This is a genomic window from Rhizobium oryzihabitans, from assembly GCF_010669145.1.
Taxonomy (GTDB): domain Bacteria; phylum Pseudomonadota; class Alphaproteobacteria; order Rhizobiales; family Rhizobiaceae; genus Agrobacterium; species Agrobacterium oryzihabitans.
Genome location: NZ_CP048632.1, coordinates 2,963,115 through 2,983,194, shown reverse-complemented (window position 1 = coordinate 2,983,194; position 20,080 = coordinate 2,963,115). Strand labels below are relative to the sequence as shown.

Sequence of the window (20,080 nt, the reverse complement as noted above, 5' to 3'; positions counted from 1 at the left end):
TCAATCTTATCAGTTAAGGCCCTGAATGAATGGAGAAATATGCCCGTCTCAAATTTGCTGGCATTTCGCTGTCGTCTTCTGATATAGTCGGCTCAGTTCTGATTTTGGCATGGTTCCGGAGTTCCTCTCCGGAACCTGTTTCTTTTTGTGTCTGCAAGTAAAGCGACCGGAATGCGAAGGATAAAAAAATGGTAGAAAAAGTACCGATGACTCAGGGTGGATTCGTCAAGCTGCAGGAGGAGCTGCGCTTTCGCCAGCAGGAGGAACGTCCCCGTATCATCGAGGCGATTGCCGAAGCGCGCGCCCATGGCGACCTTTCGGAAAACGCCGAATACCACGCTGCCAAGGAAGCTCAGAGCCATAATGAAGGCCGCATCACCGAGCTCGAAGACCTGACCGCGCGCGCGGAAGTCATCGACCTTTCCAAGATGTCCGGTTCCAAGATCAAGTTCGGTGCCACGGTAAAGCTGATCGACGAGGATAGCGACGAGGAAAAGACCTACCAGATCGTCGGCGACCAGGAGGCCGATGTGAAGGCAGGCCGCATTTCCATTTCCTCACCCATCGCCCGTGCCCTCATCGGCAAGGAAGTTGGCGACAGTATCGAAGTCAACGCGCCGGGCGGCGCAAAGGGCTATGAAATTCTCGCGGTACAGTGGGGCTGATTGCCCTGACATGCGGTGCGCCCTTGCGGGCGCATTGCTTTCTGACGTGTTGAATTTCCAAATCACGCTCCAGCCGTAAAGACGGAAGCCCATCTTGCCCCATGCCAGTCTGAAAGATGTGCAGGTGCTTGCGCCGAACTTCAAGCGCAGGCTTTCCGGCGTCACCTCCACCATCGTGCAGCTTATTCCGGTGCAGAACCGGCTGGGCCAGAAGGTGGCGGTCATCGGGCCCGGCCTGCCGCAGCACCTGCCGCATGTGCGCTTCCGTGATCTGTGGCAGCTCTGGCAAAACGGCCCTCTGGGCACCCCCCGCATCTGGCACGCCCGTCGCAATCTTGAAATGTTGCCCGGCATTCTCATGCGTGACGTGCTGCGCATGAAGGTCAAGCTGCTGTTTACTTCGGCAGCACAGAGGCGGCATTCCGCCTATACCCGCTTTCTGATTTCGAAGATGGATGCGGTTGTCGCGACAAACGGCCGCTCCGGCTCGTTTCTGCAGGTTCCCCATCGCGTCGTCATGCATGGCGTCGACACCGACCTGTTTCATCCGGCAACCGGCCCCGAGGATACGATCGCTTCGACCGGGCTGCCGGGGCAATATCTGATCGGCTGCTTCGGCCGAGTGCGCCACCAGAAGGGCACTGACCTCTTCGTGCGCGCCATGATCGAGCTTCTGCCTGACTATCCCGAATGGACAGCAGTCGTTTCGGGCCGCGTGACAGCGGAGCACAAGGCTTTCGCCGACAAGCTCATCGCCGATGTTGCGGCGGCCGGCCTTTCGGACCGGATCGTGTTTCAGGGCGAAGTCGACGACATCAAGCCCTGGTACCGGCGGTTGACGCTTTATGTGGCACCGTCGCGCAACGAGGGTTTCGGATTGACGCCGCTTGAAGCCATGGCGTCCGAAACCGCCGTCGTTGCCAGCAATGCCGGCGCATACGAGGAAATGATCGTTCAGGGCGAGACCGGCGCGGTCGTCGAAGCCGGTGACTACGCGTCCCTGCGGGATGCGATAAAGACCTACCTTGCCAATCCGGCTCTGGCCAAAAGCCACGCAAATGCCGGACTTGTGCATGTGCGCAGCACTTTTCCCCTGGAAAAAGAGGCGACAAGCCTCGGCGAAGTCTATGAAGCGCTGCGGCGCGGATAAAACGCCGTGCGCGCTTTTGAGCGCCACGATACCCAACAAAATTCCATATGCAGGCATCTCCCTCCTTCCGTCATTCCGGCCCTGAGCCGGAATCCAGCCGATGCGCGTCTGCGCGGCGGAGAGAGTCTTTTCAGCCCAAGGACTTGGGCTGGCTGGATTCCGGCTCAACGCCGGAATGACGGAAGGGTCAGATTTCCACGAGGCCGACGCGCTTGACCTGGCGGATGGTAAGCATGGTGCGCACCGTATCGACATTCTCGTCGGCCGTCAGAACCTCGATCACGAAATCCTGGAACTCGGTCAGGTTTCTGGCAACGCAATGCAGCAGGAAATCGCTTTCGCCTGATACCATCCAGGCCTGACGCACCAGCGACCACCCGGCTGTCGCCGCCGCAAACGCCTTCAGATTGCTGTCCGACTGGCGCTTGAGGCCGACCATGCAGAAGGCCACGAGATCGAAACCGAGCTTCGGCGCGTTCAACATGGCGTGATAACCCTCGATCACGCCGGCTTCTTCCAGCTTGCGGACGCGCCTGAGGCACGGCGGAGCCGAAATTCCGACCCTTTCGGCCAGCTCCACATTGGTCATGCGCCCGTCGCGCTGCAATTCGCGCAGGATTTTCAGATCGATGGCATCGAGTTCGACGCTGGTCACGGAGACGTTCCTCGTTAAGCTGGGGAACTTCCTTGTACTATTCGGCGCAGGATTCGCAACAATATGCCGCCGGCCGGTCACAAAATTGCGCGCGCATCCACAACTGCCTTGTTGGTAACGCAAGGCTGCCCTTGAATAAAGACACTAGACAACCTTAAATACCGGGCAATGAAGGGGTTGTGGCCTGTCCGCCGTCTTGCGGCTGGAAGGCCTGGTGCCGAAAGGCACCGCTACGTAAAGTCCCCGCTGTTGAAAGGAATGTTTCCATGTCTGCCCGCCATACGAAGGTATTGATCATAGGCTCTGGTCCCGCCGGTTATACCGCGGCGATCTACGCGGCCCGCGCAATGCTGAAACCCGTGCTGATCGCCGGCATGGAACAGGGCGGCCAGCTGATGATCACCACCGATGTCGAAAATTACCCCGGTTTCGCCGATCCCATCCAGGGTCCGTGGCTGATGGACCAGATGCTGAAGCAGGCGACCCATGTGGGCGCGGAAATCGTCAGTGACCTCGTCACCGAAGTTGAGACCGATGTACGGCCTTTCGTGGTCAAGACCGATTCCGGTGAGGTCTGGACTGCCGACACACTGATCATCGCCACTGGCGCCAAGGCGAAATGGCTCGGCATCGAGAGCGAACAACATTTCCAGGGCTTCGGCGTTTCGGCCTGCGCTACCTGCGACGGTTTCTTCTATCGCAACAAGGATGTGATCGTGGTCGGCGGTGGAAACTCCGCCGTGGAGGAAGCGCTCTATCTGGCCCATATCGCCAAGTCCGTGACCGTCGTGCACCGCCGCGACAGCTTCCGCTCGGAGAAGATCCTCCAGGAACGGCTTTTCGCCAAGGAAAACGTCAAGATCCTCTGGAACACGGAAATCGCCGAAATCACCGGCGCTCCCGCCAAGCCGCCGATGCCGCCCTCCGTCTCGGGTGTGCGGCTGCGTGACACCAACACCGGTGTGATCAGCGATACGCCCATCGACGGCGTCTTTGTCGCCATCGGCCATGCTCCGGCTGTCGAATTGTTCAAGGGCAAGGTGAAGCTGAAAGACAACGGTTACATGTGGACCGCGCCCGATTCCACGGCAACGGATGTGGAAGGTATTTTCGCGGCCGGCGACGTCACCGACGACATTTACCGTCAGGCGATCACCGCCGCCGGCATGGGCTGCATGGCCGCCCTGGAGGCCGAACGTTATCTCACCGCGCAACAACCGCTCGCGGTCGCAGCGGAATAACCGAAAGGCAGGATAGGCATGGCAATGCCATTGGACTGGGATAAACTGCGCATTTTTCATGCCGCAGCCGAAGCGGGGTCTTTTACCCACGCTGCCGACAAGCTGCATTTGTCCCAGTCGGCCATCAGCCGCCAGGTCAGCGCGCTGGAACAGGATGTCGGTGTGAAGCTGTTTCACCGCCACGCCAGAGGTCTCATCCTCACCGAGCAGGGCGAACTGCTGTATCGCACCGCCCATGACGTGCTGCTGAAGCTCGAAACCGTCAAGATGCAACTGACGGAGACGACGGAGAAGCCGAGCGGCAAGCTGCGCGTGACGACGACCGTTGGTCTCGGCCAGGGCTGGCTCACGGACAAGGTGCAGGAATTCCTGCAACTCTATCCGGAAATGTCGATCCAGCTCATCCTCGACAACGAGGAGCTGGATGTGAACATGCGGCACGCCGATTGTGCCATCCGCCTGCGTCAGCCGCAGCAATCGGACCTCATCCAGCGCAAGCTGTTCACGGTCCACATGCACGTCTATGCCGCACCGTCCTACATCAACCGCCATGGCGAGCCGCAGTCGATCGAGGATCTGGACAACCACCGCATCATCTCCTTCGGCGAACCCGCGCCCAACTATCTGCTGGATGTCAACTGGCTGGAAAATGCCGGACGTTCCTCCGACAATACGCGCACGCCGCATCTGCAGATCAACAGCCAGACGTCAATCAAACGCGCCTGCCTGCTGGGAATCGGTATCGCCTGTTTGCCGGATTACATCGTCGGGCGCGATCCGGGATTGATTCAGTTGTCCCTCGCCGCAGATATTCCCTCGTTCGATACCTACTTCTGTTACCCGGACGAGATGAAAAACGCAGCGAAACTGAAAGCCTTCAGAGACTTCGTCGTGGCAAAAGCACGAAACTGGAATTTCTGACGTTTAAATAGGCCAACGCCACAAAACATCATACTAATTCATGGAGTTGGCCTGTCTGGCGCAGCCATGCGCCGGGCGCGCTCCACGCCAGCTTTGCACAGAAAATATACCGGAAATATGCAGACCTGCGCGGTGCGCATGCCTGACCTGCACAAAAAAGAGTTGTTTCGTGCACAAAAAAGCACCATATCGCACTCAGCTGATGCACACGGTGGCTTTTCCTCCCAGTTCCACCGCATCAGCTGTTCCCCTCTGGAGGTTTTTGACCTTCACACTTAAAGGGCCCTGGATCTATCCGGCGGCCCTCTTTTTTTACCCGCAAGAATTTTCCCCAATTTGGCGAAATATCGCATGATGCAACCTTGTTTTGCATTATTGCTACTCCCATATTTCAATCAGCTGTCACGCTTGCCTATGCACGCGACAGCTGTTCCCCTCTGGAGGTTTTGACCTTCAAACTTGTCAGGCCGCGGAGAAATCCAGCGGCCTTCTTTTTTGGAAGCCACAAGGCGGCGACAGACCGGCCTTCACGGATACGTGAATTGTATATCGAAAAACATCGATATACATATCGATCACACCAGATATTAGAGAAGCGTAGATGAACCCGGAGGAAATCCTCAAAGCCCTTTCCCACCCTGCAAGGCTGAAGTTCCTTGAATGGCTGAAGTGCCCGGAAAATCACTTCTGCCAGGATCATCCGCTCAGCATGGGTGTATGCGCCAACCAGTTTCAGATCAGCGGCCTGTCGCAATCGACCGTGTCGTCGCATCTGGCGGTTCTGCAGGCGGCTGGCCTGATAAGGTCGAAGAAAGTTGGGCAATGGGTGTTTTTCGAACGCAACGAGGAAACCATCGACGCCTTCCGCAATTATCTGCAAGCCAATCTTTGAGCCTCCCAAGCTTCAAGACCAGGGCATCGAACCGAAGACGGTAATCCGGTTTTCAAGGGTTCGATGCCCGAAACAAACAGAGAGCGCGTCCCCCGCGCAATTCGCCAACCGACAAGAAAGTGAAGTCGCATGACAAGTCTTTTCGAACCGGCACAGGCCGGCGATATCGCACTCGCCAACCGTATCGTCATGGCCCCCCTTACCCGCAACCGTTCGCCGGGGGCAATTCCCAACAACCTCAACGCCACCTATTACGAGCAGCGTGCAACGGCCGGGCTGATCGTTACGGAAGGCACGCCGATTTCCCAGCAGGGTCAGGGCTATGCGGATGTTCCGGGCCTCTACAAGCAGGAAGCGGTCGAAGGCTGGAAAAAGATCACCGACGGCGTGCATTCGGCAGGCGGCAAGATTGTCGCGCAGATCTGGCACGTAGGGCGCATTTCCCACACGTCGCTCCAGCCGCATGGCGGCCAGCCTGTCGCCCCTTCGGCCATCCCCGCCAAATCGAAGACCTATATCATCAATGATGACGGCACCGGCGCCTTTGCGGAAACCTCCGAGCCGCGTGCACTGACCATCGACGATATCGGCCTTATCCTTGAAGATTACCGCACCGGCGCGCGCGCAGCACTTGAGGCCGGTTTTGACGGCGTCGAAATCCATGCCGCCAACGGTTATCTGATCGAGCAGTTCCTGAAATCCAGCACCAACCAGCGCACCGACGAATATGGCGGTTCGATCGAAAACCGCGCCCGTTTCCTGCTCGAAGTCGTTGACGCGGTTGCGGAAGAGATCGGCGCGGGCCGCACCGGCATCCGCCTTTCCCCCGTCACGCCGGCGAACGATATTTTCGAGGCCGACCCGCAGCCGCTTTATAACTATGTTGCGGAAGAACTCGGCAAGCGGGGCCTCGCCTTCATCCATGTCGTTGAAGGTGCAACCGGTGGTCCACGCGACTTCAAGCAAGGCGACAAACCCTTCGATTACGCCGCCTTCAAGGGTGCCTATCGCAATGCCGGCGGCAAGGGCCTCTGGATCGCCAACAACGGCTACGACCGCCAGAGCGCCATCGAGGCGGTGGAAAGCGGCAGGGTGGATGCCGTGGCCTTCGGCAAGGCCTTTATTGCCAATCCGGATCTGGTGCGCCGCCTGAAGGACGACGCGCCGCTGAACGAGCCCAATCAGCCGACCTTCTATGGTGGCGGGGCTGAAGGCTATACCGACTATCCGGCTCTTGGCTGATAATCATCGACAAATCCAAAACGCCGCACTGCTTCAAAGCAGTGCGGCGTTTGCCGTTTCAGGACAGGCTGCGCGCCTGCCGCGCCGCAAAATCAGAAAACGCACCCATGACGAAGGCGTTGGCCACATGCAGCGCCTGCAGCAGGCCATTTCCGGTTTCCCGCCCGATGCTCATCAGTGCCACCTGGAGGCAGTAGAGAGCCAGCAGCGCGACCGCACGGGCAAGGTTCGGCCGCACCTCGTCGTAACGCAGGGCAAGGACCACCAGCGACACGATGGGAATGGCGATCAACATGCCAAGCCCCTTGTGCAGCGAAATCAGCGATCCGTCATAATAGATCGACAGTCCGGCCAGCAGCACCTGCGCAAAAATCAGCACCGGCACGATCGTCGAAATCACGGCGAATAGTCGGCGCCGAGCGGACATCCCGTTCACTGCGGTCGCCATCACACCCTGCCCCCGGCATCGGCCGGATGGTGAAGGCCCGCCGCTTTCGGCACCTCTTCAAGGCAACCCAGGCTTGCCAATGTCGCGGATACCGCCACATCGATGGGTGTTTTCGGTTCCGCTCCGAGAAAATCCGTGAGCTTGCGGTTGCTCATCCGGATCGGCATCTGCCAGAGATATTGCATTTCCAGCACCTCCCGGAACAGGGGAACGAAGGGCGCCGCCAGCTTAATGCCCAACCAGGATAGCCGCCGCCGCTTGACCGGATGGCCGACGGCCCGTTCGATCGCACCGGTCAATTGCATCCCGTCGAAATCCCAGAAACCCTCCATGTGATAGACCGCAAAGGTCGAAAGCTCCTCGGCGCGGTCAAGCAGCCGTCCGATCGTCTCGGCTACGTCAGGCAGATAGGCCCATTGATGCCCGGCATGGGGCGCTGCGGGATTCTGGACGCTGCGAACCGGCTTGCCCGGCCGCACCAGCATCTGCGAAAACCAGTTGTTTTTCGCGTCCGGGCCGAAAAAATCACCCGCGCGGACGATCAGAACGGGAATGCCGCGCATTGACGCCATTTTCAGCCGCCGCTCCATTTCGACACGTAAGGTGCCCTTGCGGGTAAACGGCTTTTGCGGGCTGTCTTCCGTCAGAAGCGGAAAGGCGTCCGGACCGAAATTATAGACGCTGCCCGGAAATACGATCCTCGCACCGCTGGCCTCGGCGGCGGCAATGGTATTGTCGAGCATTGGCAGCACCTGCCTGTCCCAGTTGCGATATCCGGGAGGATTGACCGCATGGACGATAAGCTTCGCGTCCTTTGCGGCCCCCACCACGTCCTGCCTGTTCATGGCATCGCCAGTCACGCGCTCCACACCGTCCGCCGCAGCAGTCTGTGCCGGCTGACGTGTCATCGCCCTCACCCGCCAGCCGCGCTGCAGCAGCATCTTCGAAATCTGGCTGCCGACACCGCCATTCGCCCCGACGATCAGGGCCAGTGGCGTGGCATTCTCAGCCGCATTTGCCTGGTTTTCATATATCATCGCCGTACTCCTTGTTATGGGCTGGAGTATCGTCCCGTTCCGTGGTATACGAAATTATCGAAATCAGTGGAGCAGCTATACAAAATATTATGACCAGAAGCCGTGACATCAGCTGGGATTTCTATCGCACCTTCCTCAGCGTGCTAAGCGACGGTTCGCTTTCCGCCGCCGCCCGCGAACTCGGCATCACCCAGCCGACGGCGGGACGCCATATCGGCGCGCTGGAAGAGGCTGTCGGCTTTCCGCTCTTCATCCGCTCGCCGCACGGCCTGATGCCGACGGAAGCAGCGCTGGCACTGCGGCCCTATGCGGAAAATCTGGCAGCGACGACCGCAGCCCTCATGCGCGCGGCCTCGGGCGAGGTGGGCAAGATCGAAGGCACCGTGCGTATCAGCGCATCGGATATTATCGGTGTGGAAATGCTGCCGCCGATCATCGCAGCCATGCAGGAAGTTCATCCGCGTCTTGAAATCGAGCTTTCGCTCTCCGATACGCTGGAAGACCTTTTACGGCGTGAGGCCGATATAGCCATTCGTATGACCGAACCGCAGCAGGATGCGATCGTCATGCGCTACATCGGCAATTTTCGCCTGGGATTTCATGCGACGCGCGATTATCTGGCAAAAGCCGGCGCCCCGGAAAGCATGGAGGACCTCAACCACCACCGCATGGTCGGTTTCGACCGCAAGACGCCCTTTATCCGGGCGGCTATTCAGCGGATGCGTTCGCTCGATCCGGAAATACCTGATATTGAAGAGATTTCCTTCGAAATCCGCGCCGACAGCAATCTCGCCCAGCTTGCCATGATCCGCGCCAGCGCAGGCATTGGCGTCTGTCAGATCGGTCTGGCACGCAAGGACCCACGTCTCGTCCAGGTCCTTCCGAAAATCGACATTCCACTGCACACCTGGGTCGCGATGCACGAAAATCTCAAGACCTCGCCGCGATGCCGTGCCGTGTTCAGCGCCCTTGTCGAAGGCCTCAAGCTCCATCTCAAGGAAACCGATCCGAACGCTCCGCCGCAACGGCGCTAGGACTGTTCACGTCTGTTTTTCAAAAAGGTCTGGCCGGAGATGAAGTCTTGTCGACCACCTCGGCTTCCGGCCGATCACCGCCCTGGCTATATTCCTCGTGCCATTGGCCGCGCTCGTCCTGATAGCTGATTTCCTCGTCATCACCCTCCACCTGCTGCTCGGCAGCAACGATGCGTGCAGCCTCAACCGCATCGGCATAGGAAGGGAAGGTTTCTGAATAAGCGCCGTTCATGCGGTAGGCGAAGCCTCCGTCATGCTCGACGATTTCATAGACCACTTTGGTCATGCATGTTCCTCCTGTTTCAGTAGGCGACATGGCAACCACAACCGCGTTTCAAGCATTGCATCCGACGGGAACACCACGGCATGAGCAGCATGTCCTGCAACACCACTATCCTACCAAAAGCACTCAAGCGCAAATCCTGCTTGATCTGATGGACGATACGTCACAGCCTGGGACTGGCACGGGGAAGGGAAATCGATGGCGGGTTCTATTCTGAAGCAGGAGCGCATGCTGCTCCTGGCAATACCGGCGACAATCGTCGCCTATATGGCCGAACATACAATATTCGAGGCGGGCAAAACGGCGTCTCTCATAGCCGCCATCGCACTCATCGGCATGATCATTCTGGTGTCCATGCGGGTTGCCCATCACGCCGAAATCCTTGCCGCCAAGGTCGGCGATCCCTATGGCACCATGATCCTGACACTGTCGGCAGTGGCGGTAGAGGTGCTGATCCTTGCCATCATCATGAGCGAATCCAGCTCGCCAACCCTGGTGCGCGACACGATCTATTCCGCCGTGATGATCGACATCAACGGCATTCTAGGTCTGGCCGCCCTGCTCGGCGGCCTGCGCCACGGCGAACAGCCCTATAATGACGATTCAGGCAAGACCTATGGCGTCATGATCCTGACTGCCATGGGTATCTCGATGATCGTGCCGGAATTCATTCCCGATGAAAGCTGGCATGTCTATTCCGCCTTCACCATCGTCGCAATGATCGCGCTTTATGCATTGTTCCTGAAAATGCAGGTCGGCCCGCACAGCTATTTCTTCAGCTACGCCTATCCCCGCAAGGCGCATCCGGCCGGTCAACCTTCCGACAGCCACGCAGAAGAGGAGGAGGAAGGCAGCGTCTCCCTCTCCATCGGCCTCATCATCGCCGGTGTGGTGCTGATCGGCGTGCTGGCGGAATTCATGGCGGCCTTCCTGAGTGAGAGCCTCGAAGGCACGAGCGCGCCACCGGCACTGATGGCGGTCGTGGTAGCGACGATCTCCGCCTCACCTGAAATCCTGACCGCCCTCCGGTCCGCATTGCGCAACCGCATGCAGGCCGTCGTCAATATTGCCATGGGCGCATCACTGTCGACAGTCATCCTCACCGTCCCGGTCATGGAAGGCATCGCGCTTTACACCGGCCAACCCTTCATCATGGCGATGACGCCGGTTCAGACCGTCATGGTCTTCATCACCCTCATCGCCGCCGCCATCAATCTCAATGACGGTGAAACCAACGCGATTGAGGGAATGACGCATTTCATCCTTTTCGCCACGTTCATCATGCTGCTGTTTCTCGGGCTTTAAAAACGAGCGTCGCGCCTGGACTTCCAGCATCCGACAAGGCGTCACCGAAACCTCTCCTCCGTCATCCTCGGGCTTGACCCGAGGATCCATCGCCCCGGGTTGTGGATCCTCGGGTCAAGCCCGAGGATGACGTGGAGTGTGCGAAGGGCCCCACCGAACAAAAAAAGCCCGGCATCGCTGCCGGGCTTCTTTCAAGATCACAACAACCGATCAGCGGCAATCAGCGCAGAAGCGCTGGATGCGCTTGCAGGCCTCTTCCAGCAGCGCTTCCGACGTGGCGTAGGAAATGCGGAAGTTCGGGCCAAGGCCGAAGGCCGATCCCTGCACGACGGCAACGCCTTCGGCTTCCAGAAGCTCGGAGACGAAATCCACATCCGACTCGATGACCTTGCCCGACGGCGCGGTCTTGCCGATCATGCCGGCGCAGGACGGATAGACGTAGAATGCGCCTTCCGGTGCCGGGCAATTGATGCCCTTGGCCTGGTTGAGCATGGAGACGACGAGGTCACGACGGCCTTCGAAGATTTTCTTGTTGGTCGGAATGAAATCCTGCGTGCCGTTCAGCGCTTCGACAGCCGCCCATTGCGCGATGGAGCTGGCGCCTGAGGTCTGCTGGCCCTGGATCATGTCCATGGCCTTGATCAGCGGCAGCGGGCCGGCGGCATAGCCGATACGCCAGCCGGTCATGGCATAGGCCTTGGAGACGCCATTCATCGTCAGCGTGCGGTCATAGAGCGAAGGCTCCACTTCGACCGGCGTGACGAATTTGAAATCGCCATAGGTCAGGTGCTCATACATGTCGTCGGTCAGCACCCAGACATGCGGATGCTTGACCAGCACGTCCGTCAGCGCCTTCAGCTCGTCATGCGAATAGGCAGCACCCGAGGGGTTGGACGGCGAGTTGAACACGAACCACTTGGTCTTCGGCGTGATCGCCTTTTCCAGCGCTTCCGGCTTCAGCTTGAAATTGTCTTCCAGAGTGGTGTCGACGAATACGGGCGTACCGCCGCAGATCGCCACCATTTCCGGATAGCTGACCCAGTAAGGCGCGGGAATGACGACTTCGTCACCCGGGTTGAGGGTGGCCATGAAGGCGTTGAAAAGGATCTGCTTGCCGCCCGTGCCGACAATCGTCTGCTCCGGCTTGTAGTCCAGGCCGTTTTCGCGCTTGAACTTGTCGGCAATGGCCTTGCGCAGTTCCGGAATACCGGAAACGGGCGTGTATTTCGTCTCGCCGCGCTTGATGGCCTCAATGGCCGCTTCCTTGATGTTTTCGGGCGTATCGAAATCCGGCTCGCCCGCGCCAAGGCTGATCACATCACGGCCCTTCGCTTTAAGCTCGCGGGCTTTCTGGGTAACAGCGATGGTGGCGGATGGCTTTACGCGGGAGAGAATGTCGGCAAGGAAGGCCATTTTTAATCGGTCCTGTTGTGGTTGACATCGGCAGAGGCAGAAAATCCCATCTTCTGCGGCATTTTCTATGTCGAAAGACAGACGCTCTTTCAAGGCCAAAAGCGGCATATGTGACATAGCGAAGAATTTAAAGCTTGCTTAACCCGGAAGTAACGCTTGATCCGCTACATTAGCGAGCCTAGGGATCGTGTCTCTATAGCTGGTTGAAAAATGGCGCCCAAAAGCATCTTTTCCAGTCTTGTCCGCGAGGTCGATGGCACATGGTCCACGGCCTATAGCCCCTTCAACCTGAAATCGGCCTTGCAGCCCATTTTCCGCCGAACGATGAGCGGTGCGCTCGACATCGATTCCTTCGAAGGTCTGGTACGACCCCACCGCAACGGCGAACCGGTGACGCCGGGTGAATTCTTCTCGCTGGTGGCGCCTGAAGATATCGAAAATATCGACAGCATCCTGCGCACCATCCACATCCTCAATACCGGCAGGCTCAATCGCTCCCGCGCCCGCATCTTCGTCAATTTCCATCCCGGCCTGTTCCAGACCCCGACCAAGATGCGGCAGGAGGTTGAACGCATGCGGCTGGCCGCCCACGAAGCCGGCATGACCGCAGACCGCATCGTCTGCGAAATCTCCGAGAAAAAGGCGTCCGACACCCAGATGGTCGCGGACTTCGCCTACCACATGCATGACATCGGCTTTCGCGTGGCGCTGGACGACTATGGCGCCGGCGATTCCGACATTGACCGGGTAAAACTCATCAAGCCGGACTATGTGAAATTCGAAGCGGGCTGGGTGCGTGATTTCATGCAGAATTCGGCGGGTGCCGCCCTTCTGCGCGTCATCGTCAGCCAGTTTCGCAACGATGGAATAGAGCCAGTCTTCGAAGGGCTGGAAACCAGCTGGCAGGTCGAGCTGTGCGAGGAACTGGGCGTCCTGCTGATGCAGGGTTACGTTCTGGCGAAACCCGAGCTCGCGCCGACAACATTCGACGCACGTTTTCCCGAACTCGGCAGCGAGTATTTTTCCCCTTCGCCGAGGGCGGACAGGAACGCGGCCGCACCGGCATTTTCCCGGGACGAACGCACGCCTGAAGCGCATCCGCTGCGCCAGACCCGGACCTTCGGAAAACGTGGCCTCTGACGCCATTGGCGGCGGCAACGGCCCCATAAGCGGCCTTGCCGCAATATCGCCACAATAAATACTCTGGAACGCCAGAATTCGGTCTCCAAGCCGTCCATTTCGAAGCCTCTTTTATCCTTCAGGAACAGGGACAAGAGGCAATCGCCATGTTTACCAACGATCGGACTTCCGTTGAAAGGTTAAGGGCGCAGAGAACGCTGTTCTCGCTCTGGATGGCGGTCGCGGCGTTTCTTGTCATTGTCACCATGGCAGCCGGCATTGCAACCTCGGCAAATGCAGCGTCTCAGGCGGTCGATACCCTGCACACATCCGCTATCCCGCAGGTGGCGACAACATCGCAGGCGGGTCCTCACATGCTGCTTATCATTCTGTCGGCCGCAGCCTTCATCGGCCTCGGCATAGGCGGCCTCACACTCACCCGGCGAAGCCTGAAGGATGAAGCCCGCCGCTTCAAATAGGCCGCCACCATAAAGGGTGGCATCGGCTCCCGCACCCGCTGTGGCCATCTCCCCTGACTTGCGGCATCGGCAGCTTGCTGCTAAAGCACCAGCGAAACCGTCGGATCGACATTTCAAAAAATCCCCGAATTTCCAAGGCCGTGACTGAATGATCTTCCGGCCCCTGCTGTGCTGGTGCCAATCATGACGCGTATTCAGGCCAATATGCTGCTTCTGCTCGCCGCAGCGATCTGGGGAGGTGGCTTTGTCGCCCAATCCTCCGCCATGGCCTCGATCGGCCCGTTCTGGTTCGTCGGCCTGCGTTTCGCCATTGCCGCCATCGCCGTTTTGCCATTTGCGATGATGGAAACCCGTTCGAAAAAATCGCCGCCGCGCCGCAGGGAGATTGGCAGCTTCATTCTCGTGGGCCTCGCCCTGTTTGGCGGCGCCACCACCCAGCAGGTCGGGCTTTTGACCACGACCGTCACTAATTCCAGCTTCCTGACCGGGCTCTACGTCATCTTCGTTCCGGTCATCGCCGTCGTCCTTTACCGGCGCCACCCCCACTGGATCGTCTGGCCCTGCGCCCTGATGATGCTGGGTGGCATTTTCCTGCTCTCCGGCGGCGCGTTCGAAACGCTGACGCGCGGCGATATTCTCAGCATCATCTGCGCCTTCTTCTGGGCGATCCAGATCACGCTCGCGGGCCGTTTCGTCTCCGAAAGCGAGCGGCCTCTGGCGCTTTCCTGCACCCAGTTTGCGGTTTGCTCCCTTTTGAGTTGCATGATCGGGGTGGTCTTCGAACCCATCAGCATGGCGTCCATCGAGGCATCGCTGGCGGAAATTCTCTATGTCGGCCTCGTTTCCTCCGGCCTCGCCTTTGTGCTGCAGGTCATCGGCCAGCGTTACACGACGGCGCCGCAGGCGGCGATATTCCTGTCCTCAGAGGCGCTTTTCGGCGCTTTGCTGGCCTCGGTTTTCCTGAAGGAAACCATTTCCAACGCAGGTTATGTCGGCTGCCTGATCATTTTCGTCGCCATATTGATCGTCGAACTGGTGCCGGAGCTGACGCGAAAGCGGCAAAAATCCATGGCTGGAACGGCCTGACGCCAAAAGAACGTATTTTTCTCATTCGCTGAAAAATCGAGGTTCGATATTCAAATTTTGCCGGGAAAACCAAAGGTGAACGGCAATTATTTCATCAACAATCGATTATGCGAAAAAAATATGCGATTCCACGCAGTAATTCTACCGCAGGTTTTTTATCTGACAAAAAGCCCGTGAAAACTTTTGCTTGCCAATTTTAAATAAACGCATCACTCTACCGCGGTTCGGGCAATTTGCGAGCATGGGAAGGCCTATAAATTTGCGCACTGGGGACGCTATAAACCTCGGGCGGTGGGACGAAAAACGTTGGATGAGAACGCCATTACTTCCCGCTGTGAAGGTCCTTTTTCTCAATAGTCAAGAACTGCCTGCCAACGCCCTCGCGGGGCAAAACTGTAATGCTGCCTGTAGCTGAACGCGGGCAGAGCGAAAAGGACCTGATGCATGGCCGAAACTGGCACCGTAAAATTCTTCAATACAGACAAAGGCTTCGGCTTCATCAAGCCAGACAATGGTGGCGCTGATATCTTTGTTCACATCTCTGCTGTACAGGCTTCCGGCCTGTCCGGACTTTCAGAAAATCAGAAAGTGAGCTTCGACACGGAACCGGATCGTCGCGGCAAGGGCCCGAAGGCAGTCAATCTGCAGATTGCTGGCTGACCCTAAAACGGCTTTCTTTTCTAGTTGAAGCCCGGCAGGAATGCCGGGTTTTTTTGCGCGCAGCCGACAGGCACCAAGATGCCGTAACTCAGATACCCTTGAGATAGGGATTGGCGCGCCTCTCCTCACCCAGCCGCCCGCCCGGCCCATGGCCGCAGATAAAACCGACATCATCGCCGAGCGGCAGCAGCTTGTCGCGAATGGATGCCATCAATTGCTCATGGTTTCCACCCGGCAGATCCGTGCGGCCGACCGATCCTGCAAACAGCACGTCACCGACATGGGCAAATTGCTGGTCGCGATTGTAATAGATGACGTGGCCCGGAGCGTGACCCGGGCAATGATAGACCTCGAACACATGATCGCCGAAGGAAACCTTGTCACCCTCTTTCAGCCATTGGTCCGGCAAAACATTGCGAAGGCCGCTGATGCCGTATTTTTCGGCCTGCGCCTCGACCCTCTCCAGCAGCGGCCGATCGTCCTCATGCGGACCGATTACCGGCAAGGAGAGCTTTTCGCGCAATTCATCGGCGCCGCCGGCATGGTCGAGATGCCCGTGCGTCAGCCAGATTTCCTTGAGGGTGATGCCGTTTTCGGAGACCACCTGAAGGATGACGTCCACGTCCCCGCCGGGATCAACCACGACCCCTTCCTTGGTATCCTGATCGAAGAGAATGGTGCAGTTCTGTTCGAACGGGGTGACCGGAATAATGCCCGCCTGCAACTTTCCCATTTCTCGCATCTCCTTGTCTGACAAATCCTGCTTCCTATAGCCTGCGGCTGGTTTCGGCACAATGGCGACGGAAACCCATTGCTTTCCAGCAGCCTTTATCTCTCTGAAAATATCTATATAATTCAATTATATACCGGAAATTCCCAGGATGCTTTGATGAGTTTCCGACGAAAAATGTGGAACGCGCGAGTGGCTTCGACGTTGTAGCTCCAGTCTTAAAAGGAGTGAGACACATGGACAAGACGCTTAAAATGCTCATGGCTGGCGGCGCTTTCGCCCTCATGGCCGGTTATGCAAACGCCGCCATGGTCGCCACCACCGCATCGGATATTTCCGTTCGCTCAGGCCCGGGTGAAGACTATCCCGAACTCGGCCTTGCCACCCGTGGCAGCAATGCGGTTCTGGACGGCTGCATGGAAGGCAGCAGCTGGTGCCGCATCGAAGTCAACGGCCTGCGCGGCTGGGCCCATGCCGATTATCTGAATGTCATGTATGAGGGCTCGCCCGTCGTTCTCGAACAGCGCCGCTCGGAACTCAGCGTGCCGGTCGTGACATATGAGAAAACCTCGAGCGTGCAGGCGGAACCTAATCCCGGCGACCCGAACCTCGGCCGTGTTGGCGATGTGGACATTACCCCGCCCGAAGCCGTCATCACCTATATGGACGAGCACCCTGCGGACACCGTCACCTTCGATGGCGACGTCGTCGTCGGCACGACCCTGCCCTCCGACACCCGCCTGGTCGAAGTCCCCGACTACCAGTATCGTTATGTCCGGGTGAACGACGTGCCGGTTCTGGTCGAACCATCGACGCACCGGATCGTCTACGTCTATCAGTAGAACCGGCCGGCATTCACGAAGCCGGATAGATGGTATCCAACCAATGAAGAGCGCGGGCTTTCCGCGCTCTTTTCTATTTCCGGTAGGCCGCTCAGGATTCCAGTTGCACCTGCACCCGCAGCATATTATCCACCGCAACAGAAAATGATCGGCGGCATTCTCCCGAGCGGACGCATTTTCGGCTATGTTTACAGAATATTGGCGCATCGACGCATGTCAGCCGCAGAATATGAAGGAACCGCAGTGCCACCGCAATCGCTCAAAACCGCAGCCACTAGGCAGACACCGGCACTCCCGAAGGTTGACGACGGCAAGATTGACTTCGACACGATCGAGGCGCTGTTCTTCGCCTATCGCGATTTCGTCTCCGATCCCGACGTCATTCTGTCGAAACTGGAATATGGCCGGGCGCATCACCGGGTGGTCTATTTCGTCAGCAGACAGCCCGGCATGACGGTGGCGGATTTGCTCGACACACTGCAGATCACCAAGCAAAGCCTTGCCCGCGTGCTGAAACAACTGATCGACGACGGTTACATCCGCCAGATGGCAGGCCCGGAAGACCGTCGCCAGCGCAGGCTCTATCCGACGCTGACGGGCCGCGAACTGGCTCTGGCGCTGAGCGAGCCGCAATCGCGCCGCATCGACCGGGCGCTGGAAGGGCTTGGACCCGAGGCCCGCGCCTGCGTGCGCAAGTTCCTGGCGCAGATGCGAAGCCCGGTACCAGGGGAAGGCGATTGACAATGGCGACAGCACAGACAAAACGCCCGCCGGCTGATGACGACGCCGCTCACCTCCTGATCGTCGATGACGACGCCCGCATCCGCGATCTCCTGCAGCGCTTTCTCGGCGACAAGGGATACCGCATCTCCGTGGCCGCGGATGCGGCCGAAGCCCGGCGCAAGATGATGGGCATCCGTTTCGACCTCCTCATCCTCGATGTGATGATGCCGGGGGAAAACGGGCTGTCACTCACCCGCTCGCTGAACGAAAACAAATCCGTGCCCGTCATTCTTCTGACAGCCCGCTCGGAAGCGGATTCCCGCATCGCGGGATTGGAGGCAGGCGCGGATGATTATCTCGCCAAGCCCTTCGATCCCCGTGAACTGGTCCTGCGCATCAACAACATCCTGCGGCGCAACACTTCGCCCGATACGCCCAAGATCGAACAGATCATGTTCGGCCCCTACAGCTTCTCCATTCCCAAAAAGGAATTGCGGCGTGGCCCGGAAACCATCCGCCTGACGGACCGCGAACAGGAGATCATGCTGCTTTTTGCGCTCCGCGCCGGTGACACCATTCCACGGCACGAACTGGTCGAGGCGGAGTCGGAAGTGGGTGAAAGAACCATCGACGTGCAGATCAACCGTCTTCGCCGCAAGATCGAGGACGACCCTGCAAACCCGGTCTATCTGCAAACTGTGCGCGGCATCGGCTACCGCCTGAGCGTGGACTGACGAGCACCAAACGAAAGGCGGGCTGACGGCATGGCGAGCCTCGATTTTCTCAGCACGGTCAGGAAAAGCGGCATAGCGAAAGCGTGGCGCCTGTCCGGCAGATGGCTGCGTCATTGGCTGCCGACCGGGCTTTACACGCGTTCGCTGCTGATCATCATCCTGCCAATGATCCTGCTTCAGGCCGTGGTCGCCGCCGTCTTCATGGAGCGTCACTGGCAGCTTGTGACGGAACGTCTCTCCGCCGCGGTGACGCGCGATATCGCCGCGATCATCGAGCTTCTGCAAACCGATCCGGAAGAAGACGATTATCAGCGCGTCATCCGCATCGCCCGCGAAAGACTGGATCTCAGCGTCTATATCGAGCCGAAGGCGGATCTGCCGGCTCCGAGACCCGAGCCGCTGTTTTCCATCCTGGACACGATCCTCGCCAATCAACTGACCCAGCAGATCGGCAGACCGTTCTGGATCGATACCTATGGCAACGGTTCGCTGGTCGAGATCCGCGTCCAGCTGGAAGACAAGACCCTGCGCGTCTTTACCAGCCGCAGTGCTGCCTATGCCTCCAACACCCATATCTTCCTCGTCTGGATGGTCGGCGCATCGCTGGTCCTGATTGCCATTTCCATCCTGTTCCTGCGCGGGCAGATCAAGCCCATCGAAGCGCTGGCCAAAGCGGCCGAGAATTTCGGCAGGGGCCAGAAGGTCAGCGCCTATTCACCGCGCGGCGCAGACGAGGTCCGGCGGGCGGGCCTTGCCTTCATATTGATGCGTGAACGCATCGAGCGGCAGATGGAACAGCGAACGGCGATGCTGAACGGCGTCAGCCATGACCTGCGCACCATCCTCACCCGTTTCAAGCTGCAACTGGCTTTGGCAGGCGATAATCCCGACCTCGAGGGCCTCGACAAGGATGTCGAGGACATGCAGTCGATGCTGGAGGCCTATCTCACCTTTGCCCGTACAGATGTCGAGGAGGATGTCGGCACGCTCGAACTTCCGGCGCTTCTGGAAAAGATCGGCCATGATTTCGAGCTTCACGGCAAGAAATTCAGCTACGAGCTTTACAACGTCGAAAACATCATCGCGCGGCCGAATGCTCTCTCCCGCCTTGTCGCCAATCTGGCGGAGAATGCACGGCGTTACGCCAGCAATCTCCATATCGACATACGCAGGGCGCCGCGCTCGATCATCATGACCTTCGATGATGATGGGCCGGGCATTCCGGAAGCGTCACGGGAGGATGTGTTCAAGCCGTTCTTCCGGCTGGATGAAGCACGCAACCTCAATGCCTCGGGAACGGGACTTGGCCTCTCCATCGTGCGCGACATCGCCCGCGGCCATGGCGGCGACGTGTCGCTGGATGAAAGCCCGATGGGCGGATTGCGGGTAATCGTCAAAATCCCGGCGTAGAGAAGCGAAGC

22 protein-coding genes are annotated in these 20,080 nt (G+C 58.6%); 16 read left to right on the top strand and 6 right to left on the bottom strand.

Going from position 1 to position 20,080, the window contains the following annotated elements; genetic code table 11:
* The first annotated feature begins 188 nt into the window (after positions 1–188).
* A complete protein-coding gene (greA, locus tag G3A56_RS15030; protein ID WP_010972123.1) occupies positions 189–665 on the top strand; it encodes a transcription elongation factor GreA in 477 nt (158 codons plus the stop codon).
* Positions 666–759: 94 nt separating this feature from the next.
* Positions 760–1,815: a glycosyltransferase family 4 protein gene (locus tag G3A56_RS15025; protein ID WP_082182696.1), complete on the top strand. Its 1,056-nt coding sequence runs from the start codon at positions 760–762 to the stop codon at positions 1,813–1,815.
* Between the two features lie 187 nt (positions 1,816–2,002).
* Here the strand turns inward: G3A56_RS15025 and G3A56_RS15020 are convergent, their stop codons facing one another.
* Positions 2,003–2,470, bottom strand: coding sequence for an Lrp/AsnC family transcriptional regulator (locus tag G3A56_RS15020; protein WP_003494724.1), 468 nt, complete (start codon positions 2,468–2,470; stop codon positions 2,003–2,005).
* A gap of 266 nt (positions 2,471–2,736) precedes the next feature.
* Between G3A56_RS15020 and trxB the strand changes: the two genes are divergently transcribed.
* The 4 genes from trxB (at position 2,737) to G3A56_RS15000 (ending at position 6,766) form a co-directional block, all read left to right on the top strand.
* The gene (trxB, locus tag G3A56_RS15015; RefSeq protein WP_003494721.1) at positions 2,737–3,711 is read left to right on the top strand and encodes a thioredoxin-disulfide reductase; all 975 of its coding nucleotides are present in this window, start codon (positions 2,737–2,739) and stop codon (positions 3,709–3,711) included.
* Between the two features lie 24 nt (positions 3,712–3,735).
* Entirely contained in the window at positions 3,736–4,632 is an 897-nt protein-coding gene (locus G3A56_RS15010; RefSeq protein ID WP_035242757.1) for a LysR family transcriptional regulator VtlR, read from the top strand.
* A 601-nt stretch (positions 4,633–5,233) separates the two neighbouring features.
* Positions 5,234–5,524 carry an ArsR/SmtB family transcription factor gene (locus tag G3A56_RS15005; protein ID WP_003494718.1) on the top strand — a complete coding sequence of 97 codons (291 nt, stop codon included), beginning with the start codon at positions 5,234–5,236 and terminating at the stop codon, positions 5,522–5,524.
* 129 nt (positions 5,525–5,653) lie between these two features.
* Positions 5,654–6,766: an alkene reductase gene (locus G3A56_RS15000; protein ID WP_003494716.1), complete on the top strand. Its 1,113-nt coding sequence runs from the start codon at positions 5,654–5,656 to the stop codon at positions 6,764–6,766.
* Between the two features lie 58 nt (positions 6,767–6,824).
* On the opposite strand, the gene G3A56_RS14995 is transcribed toward G3A56_RS15000, so the two are convergent.
* The gene (locus G3A56_RS14995) at positions 6,825–7,214 is read right to left on the bottom strand and encodes a DUF6220 domain-containing protein (protein ID WP_035242160.1); all 390 of its coding nucleotides are present in this window, start codon (positions 7,212–7,214) and stop codon (positions 6,825–6,827) included.
* Positions 7,214–8,251 carry an NAD(P)H-binding protein gene (locus G3A56_RS14990; protein ID WP_082182697.1) on the bottom strand — a complete coding sequence of 346 codons (1,038 nt, stop codon included), beginning with the start codon at positions 8,249–8,251 and terminating at the stop codon, positions 7,214–7,216. Before G3A56_RS14990 ends, G3A56_RS14995 begins: the two co-directional genes overlap by 1 nt.
* A gap of 89 nt (positions 8,252–8,340) precedes the next feature.
* Here G3A56_RS14990 and G3A56_RS14985 point away from each other — a divergent pair, with 89 nt between their 5' ends.
* Positions 8,341–9,285, top strand: a complete 945-nt coding sequence (locus tag G3A56_RS14985; RefSeq protein ID WP_080835355.1) for a LysR family transcriptional regulator — start codon at positions 8,341–8,343, stop codon at positions 9,283–9,285.
* A 19-nt stretch (positions 9,286–9,304) separates the two neighbouring features.
* Here G3A56_RS14985 and G3A56_RS14980 read toward each other — a convergent pair whose 3' ends face one another.
* Positions 9,305–9,571 (bottom strand): DUF2188 domain-containing protein, encoded by a 267-nt coding sequence (locus tag G3A56_RS14980; RefSeq protein WP_035220261.1) that lies wholly within the window; start codon positions 9,569–9,571, stop codon positions 9,305–9,307.
* A 195-nt stretch (positions 9,572–9,766) separates the two neighbouring features.
* Between G3A56_RS14980 and G3A56_RS14975 the strand changes: the two genes are divergently transcribed.
* Entirely contained in the window at positions 9,767–10,873 is a 1,107-nt protein-coding gene (locus G3A56_RS14975; RefSeq protein WP_082182699.1) for a calcium:cation antiporter, read from the top strand.
* A 210-nt stretch (positions 10,874–11,083) separates the two neighbouring features.
* On the opposite strand, the gene G3A56_RS14970 is transcribed toward G3A56_RS14975, so the two are convergent.
* Positions 11,084–12,286: a pyridoxal phosphate-dependent aminotransferase gene (locus tag G3A56_RS14970; RefSeq protein WP_035220259.1), complete on the bottom strand. Its 1,203-nt coding sequence runs from the start codon at positions 12,284–12,286 to the stop codon at positions 11,084–11,086.
* A gap of 210 nt (positions 12,287–12,496) precedes the next feature.
* Here G3A56_RS14970 and G3A56_RS14965 point away from each other — a divergent pair, with 210 nt between their 5' ends.
* From G3A56_RS14965 to G3A56_RS14950, 4 genes are all read left to right on the top strand, one after another.
* A complete protein-coding gene (locus tag G3A56_RS14965; RefSeq protein ID WP_082182700.1) occupies positions 12,497–13,426 on the top strand; it encodes an EAL domain-containing protein in 930 nt (309 codons plus the stop codon).
* A 146-nt stretch (positions 13,427–13,572) separates the two neighbouring features.
* The gene (locus tag G3A56_RS14960) at positions 13,573–13,884 is read left to right on the top strand and encodes a hypothetical protein (protein ID WP_082182701.1); all 312 of its coding nucleotides are present in this window, start codon (positions 13,573–13,575) and stop codon (positions 13,882–13,884) included.
* 183 nt (positions 13,885–14,067) lie between these two features.
* Positions 14,068–14,970: a DMT family transporter gene (locus G3A56_RS14955; RefSeq protein WP_082182702.1), complete on the top strand. Its 903-nt coding sequence runs from the start codon at positions 14,068–14,070 to the stop codon at positions 14,968–14,970.
* A gap of 444 nt (positions 14,971–15,414) precedes the next feature.
* Entirely contained in the window at positions 15,415–15,630 is a 216-nt protein-coding gene (locus G3A56_RS14950) for a cold-shock protein (protein WP_003494703.1), read from the top strand.
* An 88-nt stretch (positions 15,631–15,718) separates the two neighbouring features.
* On the opposite strand, the gene G3A56_RS14945 is transcribed toward G3A56_RS14950, so the two are convergent.
* The gene (locus tag G3A56_RS14945) at positions 15,719–16,363 is read right to left on the bottom strand and encodes an MBL fold metallo-hydrolase (protein WP_082182703.1); all 645 of its coding nucleotides are present in this window, start codon (positions 16,361–16,363) and stop codon (positions 15,719–15,721) included.
* A gap of 233 nt (positions 16,364–16,596) precedes the next feature.
* On the opposite strand from G3A56_RS14945, the gene G3A56_RS14940 reads away from it, so the two are divergent.
* The 4 genes from G3A56_RS14940 to G3A56_RS14925 all read left to right on the top strand — a co-directional run bounded on the left by G3A56_RS14940 (position 16,597) and on the right by G3A56_RS14925 (position 20,069).
* Positions 16,597–17,202, top strand: coding sequence for a DUF1236 domain-containing protein (locus tag G3A56_RS14940; RefSeq protein ID WP_003494694.1), 606 nt, complete (start codon positions 16,597–16,599; stop codon positions 17,200–17,202).
* Between the two features lie 213 nt (positions 17,203–17,415).
* On the top strand, positions 17,416–17,943 hold the full coding sequence (locus G3A56_RS14935; protein ID WP_035242756.1) for a MarR family winged helix-turn-helix transcriptional regulator: 528 nt from the start codon (positions 17,416–17,418) through the stop codon (positions 17,941–17,943).
* A 2-nt stretch (positions 17,944–17,945) separates the two neighbouring features.
* Entirely contained in the window at positions 17,946–18,659 is a 714-nt protein-coding gene (locus G3A56_RS14930; RefSeq protein ID WP_003494691.1) for a response regulator, read from the top strand.
* Positions 18,660–18,689: 30 nt separating this feature from the next.
* On the top strand, positions 18,690–20,069 hold the full coding sequence (locus G3A56_RS14925; RefSeq protein WP_003494688.1) for an ATP-binding protein: 1,380 nt from the start codon (positions 18,690–18,692) through the stop codon (positions 20,067–20,069).
* Positions 20,070–20,080 lie beyond the last annotated feature (11 nt).